Origin of the sequence: Chryseobacterium populi, from assembly GCF_000282115.1 — a bacterium.
GTDB classification, from domain to species: Bacteria; Bacteroidota; Bacteroidia; order Flavobacteriales; family Weeksellaceae; genus Chryseobacterium; species Chryseobacterium populi.
In genome coordinates, this window is sequence record NZ_AKJY01000061.1 from 1 (window position 1) to 19,366 (window position 19,366).

Annotated in this window: 13 protein-coding genes; 8 read left to right on the forward strand and 5 right to left on the reverse strand. The window is 36.7% G+C overall.

All coding sequences use genetic code 11. From position 1 onward, the window contains the following. Positions 1-270 precede the first annotated feature (270 nt). From PMI13_RS14095 to PMI13_RS14115, 5 genes are all read right to left on the reverse strand, one after another. Positions 271-1,773 (reverse strand): thioredoxin domain-containing protein, encoded by a 1,503-nt coding sequence (locus PMI13_RS14095; RefSeq protein WP_007844842.1) that lies wholly within the window; start codon positions 1,771-1,773, stop codon positions 271-273. A 581-nt stretch (positions 1,774-2,354) separates the two neighbouring features. Continuing rightward, positions 2,355-3,314 (reverse strand): DUF3810 domain-containing protein, encoded by a 960-nt coding sequence (locus PMI13_RS14100; protein ID WP_007844843.1) that lies wholly within the window; start codon positions 3,312-3,314, stop codon positions 2,355-2,357. An 88-nt stretch (positions 3,315-3,402) separates the two neighbouring features. Beyond that, positions 3,403-4,872 (reverse strand): MFS transporter, encoded by a 1,470-nt coding sequence (locus PMI13_RS14105; RefSeq protein WP_007844844.1) that lies wholly within the window; start codon positions 4,870-4,872, stop codon positions 3,403-3,405. Positions 4,873-4,924: 52 nt separating this feature from the next. Beyond that, on the reverse strand, positions 4,925-5,653 hold the full coding sequence (locus PMI13_RS14110; protein WP_007844845.1) for a lysophospholipid acyltransferase family protein: 729 nt from the start codon (positions 5,651-5,653) through the stop codon (positions 4,925-4,927). A gap of 3 nt (positions 5,654-5,656) precedes the next feature. Beyond that, a complete protein-coding gene (locus PMI13_RS14115) occupies positions 5,657-6,115 on the reverse strand; it encodes a GtrA family protein (RefSeq protein WP_007844846.1) in 459 nt (152 codons plus the stop codon). 231 nt (positions 6,116-6,346) lie between these two features. Between PMI13_RS14115 and PMI13_RS14120 the strand changes: the two genes are divergently transcribed. From PMI13_RS14120 to PMI13_RS14155, 8 genes are all read left to right on the forward strand, one after another. After that, positions 6,347-6,610, forward strand: a complete 264-nt coding sequence (locus PMI13_RS14120; RefSeq protein WP_007844847.1) for a hypothetical protein — start codon at positions 6,347-6,349, stop codon at positions 6,608-6,610. An 84-nt stretch (positions 6,611-6,694) separates the two neighbouring features. Beyond that, complete coding sequence (locus tag PMI13_RS14125; RefSeq protein ID WP_007844848.1) at positions 6,695-7,546, forward strand: BadF/BadG/BcrA/BcrD ATPase family protein; 852 nt, start codon at positions 6,695-6,697, stop codon at positions 7,544-7,546. Positions 7,547-7,558: 12 nt separating this feature from the next. Beyond that, the gene (locus tag PMI13_RS14130) at positions 7,559-9,856 is read left to right on the forward strand and encodes an NADP-dependent malic enzyme (RefSeq protein ID WP_007844849.1); all 2,298 of its coding nucleotides are present in this window, start codon (positions 7,559-7,561) and stop codon (positions 9,854-9,856) included. 23 nt (positions 9,857-9,879) lie between these two features. Further along, a complete protein-coding gene (locus PMI13_RS14135; protein ID WP_007844850.1) occupies positions 9,880-10,524 on the forward strand; it encodes an HAD family hydrolase in 645 nt (214 codons plus the stop codon). Positions 10,525-10,698: 174 nt separating this feature from the next. After that, on the forward strand, positions 10,699-11,283 hold the full coding sequence (ruvA, locus tag PMI13_RS14140; protein ID WP_007844851.1) for a Holliday junction branch migration protein RuvA: 585 nt from the start codon (positions 10,699-10,701) through the stop codon (positions 11,281-11,283). Between the two features lie 57 nt (positions 11,284-11,340). Further along, complete coding sequence (gene sov / locus PMI13_RS14145; protein ID WP_051957050.1) at positions 11,341-18,333, forward strand: T9SS outer membrane translocon Sov/SprA; 6,993 nt, start codon at positions 11,341-11,343, stop codon at positions 18,331-18,333. A gap of 108 nt (positions 18,334-18,441) precedes the next feature. Then, positions 18,442-18,819 (forward strand): glycine cleavage system protein GcvH, encoded by a 378-nt coding sequence (gene gcvH, locus PMI13_RS14150; RefSeq protein ID WP_007844856.1) that lies wholly within the window; start codon positions 18,442-18,444, stop codon positions 18,817-18,819. Between the two features lie 25 nt (positions 18,820-18,844). Next, positions 18,845-19,171 carry a VanZ family protein gene (locus PMI13_RS14155; protein WP_007844857.1) on the forward strand — a complete coding sequence of 109 codons (327 nt, stop codon included), beginning with the start codon at positions 18,845-18,847 and terminating at the stop codon, positions 19,169-19,171. Positions 19,172-19,366 lie beyond the last annotated feature (195 nt).

The window sequence follows — 19,366 nt, forward strand, 5'->3', positions numbered from 1 at the left end:
CATTAAGTCCGTAATGCTGAGCAGAGATTTCTGTATTTCTCATTACATCTCCTGGAACCTGATAGCAATATGTTACATTATAACATGTCTGCAAAACTAGGATCAAAATTAATCTTTTTTCCGCTCATCAATTTTTTTTAAATCATTATGATTTAATATTTTGAAATTTTTCATGGTGATGTTTTATACAATCTTCCTACTCTCTTAGCTTTTCGGAACCGCTATTTTTTTCCTAATATAGTGAATTTCATTATATCATTTCCTATCATGTTAAATTTCCTCATCCTCAATCAGTTCATCAATAAAATAATGGATATCTTCACGGTCATATTTATCCGGAAACTGGTATCCGTTAATAATAAATATAGGTGTGAAGTTCAATCCTGCGTTGCTATTTTCCACAGACATCTGAATTAAAGCACTAAGATCTTCCGAGGTATTTGTGCCGGCTATACTTTTGATCTTATTTTCATCTTTATTCTCAAACCAGGTTTCCACGGCATTTAAAAAATCACTTTGAGATTTGTTTTTATAAATACTCATAAAATCAGAAAGAAGACCGGTATACTTTTCATTGGGTTTTTCCGGGAAATAATTGAATCTTATCTGAGCAGAGAGGTCATCCGGATATTTTTTCAATAAACTTTCCAGAATTTCATGGGCACCTTTACAAAAACCACAATACGGATTTGAAACTACCGAAATGCGAATCTTCGCTTCCCTATTTCCTAGAGAGAATGTCTGATTATCACTGAAGCTGATTTTTTCATTTTCGGTAAGCTCCCGCTTAAATAAATCATAGTTTCTTTTAAATCTTAAATTCTTTGCATTTGACTTTTGAAATGTTTCTTTTGCCGTAAGAATATTGTTAATGTATAAAACAGAGAAAAAAGAAACGGCCCACAAAAGTAAAGTTAACAAGACAATGCCTGAATCAAAAAATGTATTTTGAAACGTCAGTGTGCTGATCAGCAGTTGGGCAATTAAAATCGAAATAATGAGAAGGCAAACCCGGCAGAATGTTTTTTCAACAAATGCCTGGATATATAATGAATAGCCGATGGCAATAACTGATACAATGGTGAAACCTTTAATAATAAATGCAGTGACAGGTAGGAATAAGCCTAATACTGCAATTCCGATAAAATAGATCAGTGAAAAATCGGAAAATTTTAACCCGAGAATGCTTGTTTTATCCTGATTGATAATTTTATTACAGGAATTGGCTACCTGAGTGCCGGAAGTATCTCCGCAGATACTACCGATAACTGCCGAAGTATTTCCGAATTTCTGATTGAAGATCTCCAATGAGATATAAACTCCTGCCAAAGATAAAATATTAAATAAAGCTTCAAACCATTGTTGGGTAAATACAGAATAGAGTATGGTAATTCCTAAAATGAGGTAGGTAAAAGGTTTATAACTGGAGATTGTTTTATCTGCATTTTCAGCCTTTTCAAACAACAGCACAAAGTCTGTTGAGCTTTTATGAAGTTCTTCCTTATTTAAAGTTTTGGCTTTGTCGGAATAAATAGAATACTGAGCCCCATTTTTTTTAACCAGGGAAAAAGAATTGTCAACAATGGCAATAAATTCTTCAGGAAGCTCATCCCAATACTCCTTATCCAGTTCATAGGCATCATTTCTTACGCCCATAAAATTTAGAGTGTCACTGAAAGCTAATGCCGAAGGATAGTTAGGATGAGAATTAAACTGGAAAAGAAACTCCTGTTTATCAAGTTTTAAATAGTTTATTAGTTTATCAAATAGCATATTAATATTTTTATCTAAAATACAAAGATGTTTTAAAAAACCAAATACTTTTTCCTTTTCAAGTGATTTATGAATTGTTTTTCAAAATATCTGCCTGATCCGGGGTTTCAACAGGCCTGTTGTTTGGTTCTGAAATTTCTCATTGTATTTTTCATAACGAAATCAATCATTAAATAATATATAAAAGTCAGAACAATATGAATTTAAATAAAATATAAGATTAGGCTGATCAGAAACCGTAATTTCTATTTCAAAGAACTTATGGTATTCCATAATATTTTATTCCTAAATAAAAGATAATTGTTGTGAGTGTTTTTGAATTAAATTGAGTGTAAAATGTTTTTCTATCAAACAATCATTTGTTATTGAATAAATTAATTAATTGTTAACAAATTCAAGAGAACTTAAAAAATCTTAAAGTTTTCTTAAAGTTTGAAAAAAGAAGAAAAATGTTTTTGTAATTATAAATATTGTTGTACTTTTACATCGCCTTGAATGAGGGAACAAGTCAAGGTAATAAATTTTTTTTCATCATTTGTGTTTTTAGAATCGTATCGCCTGATACGATTCTTTTTTTATTCCTATTTTTCGTAATTCAGAAGGAGGTCTATAAAGTAAGAATACGTGACAGAGCCGTCTTGCTGGTTGGTCTTCAGAAAAAGATTATTGGTGAATCCAAAGAAATCATCCAGCCATCCCTGATGTTTCAGGATGAAATTTTTTTCATAGAATCTGTCTTTTTTCATTTTGCCGGAATAATCATCTAACACAGATTTTACAAATTCCGGGTCATGATCGACAATAAAGTTTAAAAGACTTTTTAACGTAAAATATTCAGTGCTGTATTTCAACTCCACATTTTGAGAATCAATACCAATTAAATAACCTGCGAAATTAGCTTCCTGCTCTCTGGCAAAACCCAGCTGGTGAGAGCTTTCATGAGCCAGGGTAAAGGGAATGAATGAAGACGGCAGTTCAGAATTGTATTGGGATTCTCCTGTAAAAGGATTGTAATAGCCTAAAATGCCGGTAAAACTCATTACATTCTTAAAAAGGCTGGGTTTAAAAGAACTGATCTGGAGAGATTTTTTCTCCGAAATATATCCCGGAAGTTTCTGCTGTTTGGAAAGTATTTCTTTTTGTACCGATGACAGATCAGAAATGATAAAAACACCATTATGATCTTCCCTTACCAGTTGTCTTGTTGTCTTGCATTTCTCAAGATACCGCAAAGCCATTGCTTTGGCTTTATTTAAAGTAGGTTCTTCCTGACTGGGCAGTTTTTTTATAATCGGGGTCTGAAAGTAAAGCATTCCCCAGAATACCTGATAGGTAAAATAAAAAACATTAATGAACAGCAGAAGGCTGATAAAAGAGCTGTTTCTGCTTTTCTTTTTAAAACATCCGATCAGACAATACAGACAAAAAATTCCGGCTGAAACATACAAAACATCCCCAAAAGAAAAAGGAATCCAGGCGAATAATTGTTGGTGAAGTTTTTTCTGAAATTCAAAAGAGCTTTCGAAAAAAGAAATCATCATTTTCGATTTTGAAAAAAGAAAAAACAAAAGAAATTGGGCAAGTAGTACACCTGCCCAAAATCTTTTCTTTTTATATATTTTCATAGTATTAATGTCCACTGCCTGAGCTTTCTTCACTTAATACAACCCCTTGTTTTTTCAAGATCTTCGGAGTGATGAATCCGTAAAATGCAAGATACAAGAAACAGAAAACAGGAACAATGTATGAAAAATGTGTATATGTAATTCCCATCATTCCGCTTGGATTAGCTTTATCAAAATCACATATCCATCCTTGTAACAGTGGAATAATACCTCCTCCCAGGATCATCATAATAAGAAAGGAAGATGCTTTCCCTGTATTCTTTCCTAAACCGGCAATGGCAAGATCGAAAATGGAAGGCCACATAATAGAGCAAAATAGCCCGCCAGAAATAAAGAAGTACTTTGCAATCTCTTTATCAGGATATACTAAACCTAAAAGCATCATAATGATCCCTGCAACTCCAAAAAGCATCAACGATTTTCCTGCATTTTTACCTCCAAGGAAGCTCATCAGGATGAAAATAATAATCCAGATAGGATAAATATAGAATGCAGAAACATCTTTGCCACTTAAAGTATTGGCAACCAGAATAATTCCGAATGCAATAAAAGGAACTACGAATTTTAAAATAAGGTTGGCAGTCTTGGAAGTATCAAAAACATTGATTCCCCCATTCCATCTTCCAATCATCAAACTTCCCCAATACAAGGAAATGAAAGGAGCAATATTGTGTTCCAAAACGTTTCCGAATTCGTTGGTGTGGAGTAAAGCTGGGAGGTTGCTGATAATGGAAACTTCAACCCCTACATAAATAAAGATGGCAACCATCCCTAAGACCAGTTGAGGATATTTAAACAAATTGAATTTTTCCTCGCCGGCCTCTATTTTCTTTTCCTCTGTTTTTGAAGGATCTTCTATCTTAGAAAATAACATGAAAATTGCCACCAAAATAAAAGCAATTCCTAATATAATGAATGGAAGTTTTACATCATCTAAAGACAATTCTGTATGTTCGCTCCCTGTTCCGAACAGAGCGATTCCTAATAAGATCGGTCCGATGGTTGTTCCCAGGGAGTTGATCCCTCCTGCCAATGTTAATCTGTGTGCTCCGGTATTCGGGCTTCCCATTTTGATCGCTAAAGGATTGGCGACGATCTGTTGAACAGAAAATCCCAAACCTACAATAAATAGAGCAGTTAAGAAAAACCAGAAGTTTTGGGAAGTTGCGGCGGGTACAAATAGAAAAGCCCCCACCGCAGAAATAACCAGTCCGGCGGCTAACGTTTTTTTGTATCCGAATTTCTGCAGAATGTCACTTTTTAACGATATGATAAAGAATATAAGAGACCCCACAAAGTATGCAACGTAAAATGCCCAGGCTACCAATTGTGATTGTACCTGCGAAAGTGTAAAACTTTTTTTGAAAACGGGAATCAGAATGTCATTACTTGCCGCAACAAATCCCCAAAAGAAAAATACAATAACCAATGATATAAATTGAGACCATTTGGTTTGCTCGTTGTGATGTTCCATATAAACTGTATAGTTTTTTTATAGTTAGTTTAAACAAATATAATTATTTCTTTTAAAAAGAATGTTTTGTTAAAGTATTTTTTATTGTCTCAAAAGCAGACATTCTTAAATCTTTTGGAAACTCCGATGGTTCAATGATATCATTGAAATATACTTTTACTTTTCCGGGATAACCTTTTGAGTTGTCAAACGGAAACATTTCTTTTAATCCTATAAAAGTATAAACAGCTATAGGTGATTGATGCTTAGAGGATAAGGTGAAAGCTCCGTCTTTGAATTCGTCTAAAACAACAGAAGTGTCATCCGGGACACCACCTTCAGGGAAAATAACAATGCTGTTCCCTTCTTCCATTTTTTCGGCACATCTCCTGTAAACATCAGCGCGGCTCCTTGCGCTGCCTCGGTCTACCATTACACATATCCTTTTATAGATGGTCCCGAAAATAGGAATCTTTACCAGCTCTTTTTTTCCGACATAACAAAGCGGATGGTTTGGGAATAAAATACATGGAAGCATAATATCCATAATCGAGGTGTGATTGGAAATGACCACATATTGTCTGTTTTTATCAACTTTTTTATCGGTAAGATTAATAAGCTCGTAGCGGAGGCCCATTCCATAAAACATTCCATAGCACCAGAAACGTATAAACTTATAGGCATACTTATAATGTTTCTTATTAAAGGATAAAATATAAACAGGGATTCCAAAAACGATTGTTAGAACAAAAGCCAGGATCAACAGCCACAATCTCCAGATATAATTTAAAATCTTTACCACAGGTTAACCGTTAAAAATTACTTTTTTCTTTACAGAATAATTAAGAATGGAAACCAGTAAAATGGCTGCAATCTTACTGATCATTTCAGGGCTCAAGGTATAAAAAATTAAACTGATATTTTCTTTGAATATATAACTGTAGAATATCTGGAAGAAACCAAGGCTGAATAATGTAGAAATAAAAGATACCGCCATAAAATATACAAACTCTTTTCTTTTTGAATGTTTTCCCCTTTCAAAAACAAACCAGATGCTCAGGAAATAGTTAGTGAGAATACCGCAGATTGTGGAAAAAATATTACTGAAAGGATAGTGTATTCCATGGAAATTTGTTTCAGGGGGAAAGAAGTGCGGAAGATAGGTGCTGAAGACTTTAAAGCTTCCTATTTCTACAATAGCACTGAGTCCTCCGGCTAATATGAAGAACAAAATCTGTTTCTGGCGTAGTATTAATTCTCTCATCCAAATTTATATGATATGCAAATGTATAACTATATGTTAAACACTAAAAAAAGATGTTAAATTTTTTTTTTAGATGAAAATTATTTCTAACTTTAATTTTCAGACAGAATAAAAACATACCTGATAATAAATTCATTTTCAACTACTTGTGTTGATGGTTTTTTCTATCTTGTAATGCGTGAATAGAGCATACTCATCCCATTTTATAACTCAATTAACCCTAATATTTGTATGGAACGTCAAAACAAATACAGAAAATTCCAGCTTCAACAGAAAAATATTGAGGCTCTTGAAAGAGAGAATTCTCGTTTCAAACGGGTGTATTCGGAATATGAAAATATATCTGATGAGCTTTGGAATCTTGAAAATTCCAAAAATGAACCTGTACCGGATGATTTTATTAATGCTATGATCTTACAGACTTCCTATCTGGAAGATGAAATAGAAGACTGGTTATTACAATTCAACAAAAATAAAACTGATATAAAACAGTAGGCATTCCTCACAGCTTCGCCGGTGTTTTTAAAGCTATTTCAAGATAAATTCATAATTTAGCATCCTTAAACTAAAATGTAATATATGGTTGCTATTGTTGATGGCGGTTCTACCAAATGTGATTGGGTAATTTTAGATGATTTCAAGAAAGTCTTTATGAGAACAGAGACTATTGGCTTTAACCCCAATAATATTGCAGCTGAACTTATCGTTCCTGAAATTGAAAAAAACATCAATCTGAGTGCTGTTAAAAACTCGATAACAAAAGTTTTTTTCTATGGCTCTGGCTGTGGAATACCCCAAAACAGGATTACTATTGAAAGAGAACTTGAAAAGTTTTTTACCAAAGCAGAAGTAATTGCCCAGGAAGACCTTACCGCTGCAGCCTATGCTGCTTACAGGGGCAGACCTGCAATTGTCTGTATTCTGGGAACGGGATCCAACTCATGTTATTTTGACGGAACCAACCTGAAAATAAAACTTCCCTCACTTGGATTCCTGATGGGAGATGAAGGAAGCGGAAGTTCTATAGGAAAACAGCTCGTAAGAAGATTCTTTATGCAGAAGCTTCCTCAGGATTTACATACTGAGTTTGAGGAAACCTATCATTTAACGATTGACGAGGCATTGAAAAATATGTACCACACATCAAGACCAAATGCCTATTTAGCCAATTTCAACAAATTTGTAGTTGAAAGAAAAGATCACCCTTACTTTCAGAAAATGGTTTTTGAGGAAATGCTGAATTTCTTCGATTACCAGGTTCTTCCTTATGAAGAAGCCAAAGATGCCGAGATCAATTTTATCGGCTCTATTGCCTATTATTATGAAGATATTCTTCGTTCTGCAGCAGCAGAACTCAATTTAAATGTTGGTAATGTTGTACAGAAACCTATTGAGAGTTTAGTCAATTACCATATTAAATATATACTTTAAAAACAAAATTCTATGTCAAGTAAAAACAACCGCGACGAAAAGAACTTTAATCAGGCCGCGTTAGATTATCATAAAGCCGAACCTAAAGGAAAAATCGAGGTTATTCCCTCAAAACCGCATTCTTCCCAAAGAGATTTATCGTTAGCATATTCTCCCGGAGTGGCTGTTCCTTGTATGGAAATTCATGATAAACCTGAAACCGTTTATGATTATACCGGAAAAGGAAACCTGGTAGCTGTAATATCCAATGGTACTGCAGTTTTGGGATTGGGTGATATCGGAGCCGAGGCTTCAAAACCTGTAATGGAAGGAAAAGGTCTTTTATTTAAAATTTTTGCAGACATCAATGTTTTTGATATTGAAATTGACGAAAAAGATCCCGATAAATTTATTCAGATTGTAAAAGGAATTGCCCCTACTTTCGGGGGAATAAACCTAGAAGATATCAAAGCTCCCGAAGCATTTTACATCGAGCAGAAACTAAAAGAGGAATTGGATATCCCTTTAATGCACGATGACCAACACGGAACAGCTATCATCTCTGCAGCCGCATTGATTAACTCTTTGCAGATTGCCGGCAAAAAGATTGAAGAAGTGAAAATGGTGGTTAATGGTGCCGGAGCGGCAGCTATTGCCTGTACAAATTTATACATTTCTTTAGGTCTGAAGAGGGAAAATGTTTTAATGTGCGACAGTAAAGGGGTAATCAATCATAAAAGAGAAAACCTTACGCCGGAAAAAATAGATTTTATTGCCAATACGGATATTGATACTTTAGAAGATGCCGTAAAAGGTTCAGATGTTTTTGTTGGTCTGTCCAAAGGAAATGTGATGACTCCGGAAATGCTTTCAGGTATGAATGAAAACCCTATCGTTTTTGCCCTGGCAAATCCAGATCCGGAAATTGCTTATGATTTAGCTATAGAAACCCGTAAAGACGTTATCATGGCAACAGGAAGAAGTGATTATCCTAACCAGGTAAATAACGTTTTAGGTTTTCCTTATATCTTCCGCGGAGCATTAGATGTTCAGGCAAAAGGAATCAATGAAGAAATGAAACTGGCAGCAGTTCATGCAATTGCTGACCTGGCAAAAGAACCGGTTCCGGAAGCTGTAATCCTTGCTTATAACGTTCAGAATTTACAGTTCGGCAGAGAATATTTCATTCCGAAACCGTTTGACAACAGATTGATCACTAAAGTTTCAAGTGCCGTAGCGAAAGCTGCCATCGAAAGTGGTATTGCCAGAAAAACGATCACTGATTTCGAAGAATATGAAAACCAGCTTCTTGACCGGATGGGAAGAGATGAAAAGCTGATAAGAATGATGCAGAGCCGTGCAAAATCTAATCCTAAGAGAGTTACCTTGGGAAATGCTGAAGAATACAATGTATTGAAGGCTGCTCAGATTCTTTATGAAGAAGGAATTGCTTTCCCGAGCCTTTTAGGAAATAAAAAATACATCAAGGAACAAATGGAACGTTTCGGAATTCAGTTAGATATTCCGATTATTGATCCTAGCGATGATGATCAGGAAGAAAACAGAAAGAAATACAGGGAAACCCTTTGGAAACTTCGTCAGAGAAAAGGCATGAACGAGTACAAAGCGAAAAGATATGTTCGCCAGAGAGATTACTTCGGTCCGCTAATGTTGAAGCATGGTGATACAGATGCTCTTATTGTAGGTTTTTCTAAAAACTATACCTCCGTATTACGACCTGTTTTAGAAGTGATCGAAAAAGATAAAGGAGTAGATAAAGTAGCGGCGATGATGATGATTTTATCTGAAAAGAAGCCGATTTTCTTTGCCGACACTTCCATCAATCAGAATCCTACTGCCGAAGACCTTGTGAATATTGCTAAAATGGCTGAATTCACAGTGAAATCTTTTGCTATCGAACCGAGAATTGCAATGCTTGGCTTTGAAAACTTTGCCGCCATTGCTGATACCTCTAAAAAAGTAGCAAAAGCGGTAAGCATTCTTCATGAGAAGTATCCGAAAATGATTGTGGATGGAGAAATTCAACCTGATTTTGCAATGAATGCAGACCATTTAAGTGATTATCCGTTCTCAAAGTTAGGCGAAACTCCGGCGAATACATTTATCTTCCCGAACCTTGAAAGTGCAAACTTATCTTACAAGATCATCAGAGGAATGAAAGTTGCCCAGGTGATCGGGCCAATCCTGATGGGATTAAAGCAGCCTGTACACGTATTGCAGATGCGTTCAAGTGTTGATGAGATCGTGAACCTGGCAACAGTAGCCGTATTAGATGCACAAAGAAGAGAAAAGAAGGACAGTAAGAAATAATCATAAAAAACCGGGTTTTAGAAATGAAGTTTGATGCAAAGGCGATCATTTTTGATATGGATGGTACTCTGGTAGACAATATCCCTTATCATGAAGAATCATGGATTATATTTTTAAAACAGTATGGAATTGATATCAGGCCCGAACATTTCAGTGCCCAGAATCATGGGACGCTGGATGAAATGATCATCCGTTTTTTCGGAAATGACTTACCTGAAAACAGGATCTATGAGCTGAGACAGTTAAAAGAAAAAGCTTATCAGGATTTATATAAAGATCATATCCGGGAAGTTAACGGATTAACTCCTTTTCTTCAAAAATTGAAACAGATGAATATTAAAACCGGACTTGCCACTATGGGAATCCCATCAAGTATTGATTTTATTTTAAATGGTTTAAGCATCAGAGATTATTTCCATGCGATTACCGGGGGAATTGAGGTGTCAAAAGGAAAACCGGATCCTGAGATATTTTTAAAAACAGTTGGAAAGCTACAGATCAGCAATAAAGACTGCCTGGTGGTTGAAGATTCAATGGGAGGGATAAAAGCAGCCTTTGATGCAGGTTTGAAAGTGATTGGTATTACGACGACCCATACGGAAGCAGAGCTCATGGACAACGGATGTTCTTACGTGATTAATGATTATACAGATATCCGGACAGGATAGTTCTTATTTTAGATATATCAATGATAAAAGCAAAAAACTCCAATTTTGGAGTTTTTTGCTTTTTAGGTAAATGATTGAATTTCACTTCAAAAAATAAGTTAAAAATCATTCGTGTGTGAAATGAAAACATTAATTAGTTTAAATTGCTATATTTGGGAGTTTTAAAAATTAATAATGATATTTTCTTTACAAGGCATTGTTCAAGAGCTTACCCCCACCTATGCGGTAATCAACGTAAACGGAGTCGGTTACTACGTAGGAATCAGTTTAATGACCTCACAAACCCTGATACTGAATCAGGAGACTTTTTTGTTTGTCCAGCAAATTATCCGTGAAGATGCCCATTTACTTTTCGGATTTAACACTCGTTTAGAAAAAGAAATGTTTAATCTGTTAATAAGCGTTAACGGAGTAGGAGCCGTTTCAGCCCTTATTTTACTCTCCACTTTAAGCCTTGATGAGATTGCTTCGGCGATACTTTCAGGGAATAGTGCCCTCATTCAGAAAGCTAAAGGAATCGGGACTAAAACAGCTGAAAGAATCATTGTAGATTTGAAAGATAAAGTCCAAAAATTCAGCAACCCGGAAGAAAATATTTCTACATTTGTGAATAATAAAATTAAGGAAGAATCGTTATCTGCATTAGAAGTTTTAGGGATTCCTAAAAGGATGAGTGAGAAGATCGCAGATCGTATGATCAAACAAAATCCAGATATTTCTGTAGAAGAATTGGTAAAACAAATTTTAAAAAACATTTAACATTTGGTGGCAAATAATAAGTATCTTAATATATTTTTGTTCCTGTCGTTCCTGTGCATGTCAGTCAATACTTTTGCTCAGCAGGTACGGGACACTGCGGTCATAAAGAAGAACTACGAAGTGGCAGACCCTACCCAGTATGAGGCGTTTTATGATATTAAAACGGGAATGTACTACGTCTATCCGAAAATCGGGAATACGATTACAGGACAGCCCACAGCCATGTCTCCGGAAGAGTACAAGGAATTTATGATGGCTGCCCAGAGCAGGGCTTACTACAAAGAAAAATCAGATCAGTATAACTTACTTTTCCGTAAAGATAAAAGCGACGCAAAGAAAAAAGGGCTGATCCCTTCCTTAACGATCCGGAATAAGCTGTTTGAAACCATTTTTGGAAGCAATAAAATTGAAATTATCCCTTCCGGATATGCTTCTTTTGATTTTGCAGGACTATACCAGAAGATTGATAACCCTTTGATCCTGCCTCAGAACAGAACCAGCTTTACCTTTGATATCAATCAGAGGATTCAGCTTGGCTTATTGGGAAAAGTGGGTGAAAACCTTCAACTGAAAGCTAATTATGATACCCAAAGCGGTTTTGCATTTGAGAACAGGATGAACCTGGTCTGGCAGGCAAAAGGAAGCTGGAAAGATCTTCAGCAAAAAGGTCTGCAGGAAGTTGATAAACCAAGCGCAGGAGGGGAAGATAAAATTATAAAAAGAGTAGAATTCGGTAATGTTAATATGCCGCTTTCAACCAGTTTAATACGCGGGTCGGAATCATTGTTCGGGGTGAAAACCGAATTTCAGCTGGGTAAAACTTTCGGAACCGTTGTGCTTTCGCAACAGCAGGGTGAAGCCCGGAATATTGTTGTACAGGGCGGTGGAGCGGTTAATACCTTTAAAATTAATGCGATAGATTATGAAGATAATCAGCATTACTTTTTAGGACATTATTTCCTCAACGGCTATGACAATGCTTTGCTTAATTATCCTCAGATCAATTCGAAAATCAATATCACAAGGCTTGAAGTTTGGGTATTGGATCAGGGAAACAGTAACCTGGCCTACCAGAAAAGTATTGTCGGGATCAGGGATTTAGGTGAAGGCGGATTACTTCCGGATAACCCGAATAATAACATTTATGGGGCTATCACAACAGCAATGGGTACGCCAAGAGATGCGGGAACCAATTACGCAGACCTTATAAAAAATCAATCATTTCCGGATGCAACGGGAGCGTCGGTACCCTATGAAGAAGGAGAGCACTTTATCTTTAATAAGAAAGCAAGAAGGCTGAATGCCAATGAATATACATTCCAGCCCCAGTTAGGGTATATCTCCCTGAATCAGAAACTGAATGACGGTCAGCTTTTGGCCGTTTCATATTCCTATACCGATGGAAGCAATAAAGTTTATAAAGTAGGGGAATTTTCAGAAGAGAGCCCTGTGCTGGTGACTAAAGTCCTGCGCTCTAATACGAAAGTGAGTGTAGCATCTCCGATGTGGCAATTGATGATGAAGAATATCTATTCTTTAGACGGTGGACAGATCAGTCAGGACGGCTTTATTCTTAACGTTCTTTACAGAGATGCCAAAACAGGAGGTAAGGTAAATTATCTTCCGGGTACCAATGTTCAGGACATTAACCTATTGAAATTATTAAACTGGGACCGTTTGAATATGAACGGGGATTTACAGAATAATGGGAACAGTACCGGTGACGGTATTTTTGACTTTGTCAACGGAATTACGGTAAGACCGGAAACCGGGAAAATTATATTCACCAAAACCCAGCCTTTTGGTAGCTATATGGCGAGTGTGCTGGGAAGTAGTGACCCTACGTATGTACAGGCTGATCTTTATAACCAGCAGAAACAAGTGGCAACTTATTTGCCACAGCGGTATACTTTAGAAGGACGTTACAAAGGTACACAGGGACAGGGGATTTCCTTAGGAGCTGTAAACGTTCCGCAAGGTTCTGTAAAAGTGACAGCAAATGGGGTTCAGCTGACTGAAGGCGTTGACTATACTGTAGACTATATGTTGGGAACGGTAACGATCATCAACGAGAATGTAAAACAGTCCGGACAGGCAATCAATATTTCATTAGAAAATCAGCTTACTTTCAATACCCAGAGAAAAAGGTTCTTAGGTTTGAACCTTGAAAGAAGATTTAATGAAAACTTCATTTTAGGAGGAACAGTTGTGAATTACTCGGAATCTCCACTGACCCAGAAAGTAAATTATGGCCAGGAGGCTGTAAATAATACGATGTTCGGGATCAATCTAATGTACAACAATCAGCTTCCTTTCCTGACAAGGTTAACGGATAAGATCCCTTTCGTCAATACGGAGGCCCCTTCCAGCCTGAACTTCAAAATGGAGGGTGCCTATTTGCTTCCGGGACTGAATAAGGGAACGAATGACCAGTCATATATTGATGATTTCGAACAAACCACTTCTAAAATATCATTAAAAGAGCCTGCTGCATGGAGCCTTGCTTCAAAGCCGGAAAAAAATCAATCTGATCCTATATTCCAGGGAGCAGGAGCAAGTAATGATTTAACGAATGGTTACGGAAGAGGGTTATTATCATGGTATAATATTGACCCGAGATTCTGGGGAGTAGGAGGAAAAGCACCTGCCGGAATTACACCACAGTCCGTTTCAAATCACGCATCGAGAAGAGTTCAGTATTCCGAGATTTACAACAACAGGGATTTCGTTGCGGGTGAGCAGACGTTTACCAATACTTTTGATATTTCATATTATCCGCAGGAAAAAGGGCCTTATAACGTAAATCCTAATACCGAAACGACACAGCAGCGATGGGCAGGGATTATGAGGCCGATCAGTATTTCCAATTTTGTCAATTCCAATATTGAGTATGTGGAATTCTGGTTAATGGACCCTTATGCCGATGGAACCAATATAGGAACAGACCCTAAACTATTACTTCAGTTAGGAAATGTATCTGAAGATATTCTGAAAGACGGGTTAATGCAGTATGAAAACGGTTTGCCGACTCCGGGGTCTCCATCTGTAACAACAGATTCAAACTGGGGATCACAGCCAAAACAACCTCCGATTTTATATGCATTCTCAAGTGAAGGACAGGAAAGAACAATACAGGATGCCGGGTATGATGGTTTAAGCTCAGACCAGGAATCAATGAAATTCGGGAATACATTCACAAACCCGGTTACCAATCTTGCAGACCCTGCGGTAGATGATTTTGTATTCTATTTATCTGCAAAGTTTACAGGCAGCCAGGCATCATCATTGGTTCAGAGATACAAATATTTCAGAGGCCCGGAAGGAAACTCACAAAGCAACTCTCTGGAAGTATCATCCCAAACCCCGGATGCTGAAGATATCAATAAAGATTACAACCTGGATCAGGCAGAAAACTATAACCAGTATACTGTAAAGCTGGATCAGGCGAGTATGACATTGGGACAGAATAATATTGTTGATGTTAAAACAGTAAAAGCTACATTCCAGAACGGACAGACTTCCGATGTAAAATGGTATTTATTCAGAGTTCCGGTTGCACAGTATGATGCGAATATTGGAGATCATGATGCCGGGGTTCTTAATAATGTGAGATTTGCAAGGTTATTATTAACAGGTTTTGATCAGACTTCTACATTAAGATTCGGTACGATGGATCTGGTAAGATCAGACTGGAGAAAATACCCTAAGAATATTGCTAAATATGGAGAGACTACCTCAAATGAAGGAAGCGATAATGTGCTTGATCCGCAAAACCTTGAAATCGGAAGTGTAAATATAGAAGAGAATGCTCTTAATCAGCCTCCTTATGTATTGCCCCCGGGAATCGACAGACAGATTTTAAGTGGAAATGCAGGAGCACAAAGACAAAATGAAAGCTCTTTATACTTAAGAGCAAAAAATCTTCCGGTAACTGAAGCAAGAGGGGTGTTTAAAAATACAACCCTGGATATGAGAAGGTATAAGAAATTAAAACTTTTTGTACACGCCGAAGATCCTACAGGAAGAGATACGGATATGGATGAGAAAACCAAATTCTTCATTCGTTTCGGAAGTGATGCTGCAGATAACTATTATGAATATGAAGCATCGATGAAGCTTACTTCGAAAACAGCTACTACCCCGATGGAGATCTGGCCGATGGAAAATGATGTTGATCTGGAGGTCCAGAATTTTGTAGATGCTAAAATAAGAAGAGATAAAAATTCTCCGAATAATATCAGTGATAGAATTCAGGATCCTGTCTTTGCCCAGACAGACAATCTTAAAAATATCTATGTCAAAGGGCGTCCGAGTTTAGGAAATATAACTACCATTGTCATTGGTATAAGAAATGCAGGAGATCGAAACGGAAATTCTATAGAAAGGATTTTATGGGTAAACGAAATCCGTCTTTCAGAAATTGAAAATGATGGTGGATATGCCGGAAATGCAAGTTTGAATTTCAACCTTGGGGATTTCGCAGTGGTGAATACAAGTGCATCCTATACATCTGTAGGATTCGGAAACATAGATTCCAAACCTGCGGAAAGAAACCAGTCTACACAATCTGCATTCAGTATCAATACGGCCATCAATGTAGATAAATTCCTTCCTGAGAAAAGCGGAGTGAAAATTCCGTTGAACTATTCTTATTCTCAGACCATTGAAGATCCTAAATACAACCCACTGGATACTGATGTCGAGTTTAATAAAGCGGCGAATAAAGAACAGTTGAAAAAAGTAGCCAGAACCTACACTCAGCAAAGAAGTTTAGGAGTGGTGAATATGCATAAGGAAAGGGTAAATCAAAACAGAAAACCTAAATTCTATGATGTGGAAAACATTTCCGTAACTGCTGTTTATAACGATGATTTCTACAGGGATATTTATACGAAGAAAAATTACAGACAGTATCTGAGAGGATATGTAGATTATAATTATACCTTCAAGCCCTGGGTGATCAGGCCTTTCAACAAGATGATCAGTGACACGGCGAAATCAACGAAATACCTGAGATGGGCAAAAGAATTTAACTTTAATCCTATCCCGACGAGATTATCTTTCAGAACGGAAATCGACAGAAATTATAACGAACTTGAGTTCAGAAATATAGAATCTATCTTAAGCGGAAACTTCAATGATGAGTCTGCAGCCATTAAAAACAGAAATTTCTATTTCGGATGGCAGTACGGTTTAGGATTCAACTTTACAAAATCATTAAAGCTTGAGATCAACTCTGTGATGAGAACGCTTAATGATAATATGGATGTAAATTCAATGGATAATTCTTCGATCTTTGGAAATGTATTCAGAGCGGGAAGACCGGTATTGTATAACCACAGGGTACAGCTGAATTACAAACTTCCGTTCCAGTATTTACCATACCTTGATTTCATTGATGCAGAACTGGGATACGGATTCACCTATAACTGGAATGCAAGATCTACCGCTTTACTATACAGCCCTGAAGGAAGTTTAGGATCTGTCGGACAGAACACGAATGTGATCCAGGCTACTGCTACAGCAGATATTCCGAAGTTCTTCGGCCAGTTTAAGTATTTTAAAAATATTTCTGCCAAGCTTCAGAAACGCAGACAGGAAATGGATTCATTGAATAATGTGTTCACCAAACAATGGGAAAAGAACAGATATAAGTATAAGAAATATAAATTTAAAAATAAGCTGACTCCTTTACAGAGTATGGCATTCTTCTTAACTTCATTCAAACAGTTAGATGTTAACTATTCTGAAAATAACGGGACCGTACTTCCAGGCTTATTATCAGCTCCTAACTGGTATGGTTACGGGCAAACCTTAGGCGGGCCAACAATCGGGTTCTTATTAGGTTCTCAGGCTGACATCAGAAGAACAGTCCTTGAAAACGGATGGGTAAGTGATAGCGATTTAATGACAGATCCTTATATTCGGATGTCTACAAGAGAATTAAGAGCAAATTTACAGGTTGTTCCGATTAATGATTTTAGAATAGATATTAATGCCCTGCAGAACTATAATAGAAATTTCTCGCAATCCGGGTTTAATAACAGACAGAATTTAGGAACTGCCAACCATGATTATACCTTTGCGAATGATTTAATTACCTATTCTAACTCGGTGATGCTTTTAAAAACATCATTTAAAGATGGACAGGCAGTATATCAGGCGATCAGGGAAAATGCACGGGCTTACTCACAGCAATTAGGAGGACCTGGAGCCCAGCTTGATGCCAATGGTTTTGCCGAAGGATATAGTATTGCAAATGCATACGTCCTGATACCTGCATTCAGAGCGGCAGTGGAAGGGAAATCGATAAAAAGTGTTGGAGATGCTAAAAAAGCAGGACTGCCAATACCAAACTGGAAAATTACCTATTCAGGATTAAAAAATTTCCCGATCATCAGTGGACAGTTCTCCAAGTTTGATATTTTACACAGTTATAATGCGACTTATACTGCTACGGGGATTCAGTCAAGTATTGACTATTTTAATTCATTGTCAACAGGCGTTCCTTTTGATGTTAATAATGATTATATCAATCCGTTTACTTTCTCTCAGGTAGGATATGTTGAATCATTCTCACCGCTTATCGGAGTAGATGTTACCATGAGAAACAACATGCAGTTCGGATTACAATATAACAGAAACAGAATGCTTTTATTAGGATTGGTAAATCATACCCTTACCGAAGATTCTAATTCTGAATATGTAGTAAGAGTAGGATATATTATAAGAAACTTCAGATTGGGGATGACCAACGTAAGAGGAGCAAAAGGCAAAGGAAGCGATCTTAACATCAGGGGAGATTTCTCTTTACGGGACAGCAGAACCAGTATCACCAATATCTTACTGGATGATTCCCAGGTGACAGGAGGCCAGAAGCTTTTAAATATTAAGCTTTCTGCAGACTATAATGTTTCAGAAAACCTTAACCTGAGAGTCTTCTATGAGCAGATGACTTCCAAATATAAAATCTCAACGGCGTTCCCGTTGTCTACAATCAGAGCCGGACTTTCAGCAACATTTACGTTTGGAGATTCAGGCGGATTATAGAATAAAAAAAATTAGAAATTAATGTCCCTTAAAATAGGGACATTTTTTATACTCAATATTTGAACCTTATAGAATTTTGAATACATTTGTAAAAATAAAAATTAAAAAATGAACACACCATCAGAATTAAAGTACACTAAAGACCACGAATGGATAAAGATCGAAGGGAATGTGGCTACAATCGGGATTACAGATTTTGCACAAGGAGAGCTTGGAGATATCGTATATGTAGATGTAGATACTGTAGATGACGATCTTAATGGCGGAGACGTTTTCGGAAGTGTAGAAGCTGTAAAAACAGTTTCAGATTTATTCTTACCAGTTTCAGGAAAAGTAATTGAATTTAATTCAGAACTTGAAGATCAGCCTGAACTGTTAAATTCAGATCCTTACGGAGACGGATGGATCATTAAAGTAGAAATTGCTGACGGTGCAGATCATTCTGAATTGCTTTCTGCAGAAGAATATCAGGCTATCATTGGATAAAATTTCAAAAATATTTAGTAAGATTTTGCCCATTTATTGGGCATTTCTTACTTATATGCTTTTAAAGCCCGGCGAAGAAAACCATGAATACTGGTTCATGTTTAATGGGATCGACAAGGTTCTTCATCTGAGTATATTCGCAATGCTGGGTTTTTGCTTTACGGCAGCCTTTCCTAAAATCAAATTCTCTTATTTTTTTCAGATCATCCTTATATATGCATTCCTTACAGAAATACTACAGGAAGAAATGCATCTGGGCAGATCCATGGAGATTCTCGATATCGTAGCAGACACTATTGGATCTTTGATAGGATGCTCTATATATAAGGCCCTTCAGAAGCGTTTTTTATAATCCGTTCATCAGGATTTATCCGGATGCTTAATGTGGATAAATGTGAATGTATTTCTAAAAATAATCATATCAGCACTTTAAAATAAAACTTTCCCACAATCAGAATATTTACATTAAATAAATTTGGATTATAGTGGATATAATGTGTACTTTTGCCGCACTGAAAACGAGAGTATGTCAGTAGCGCAGGAGAGC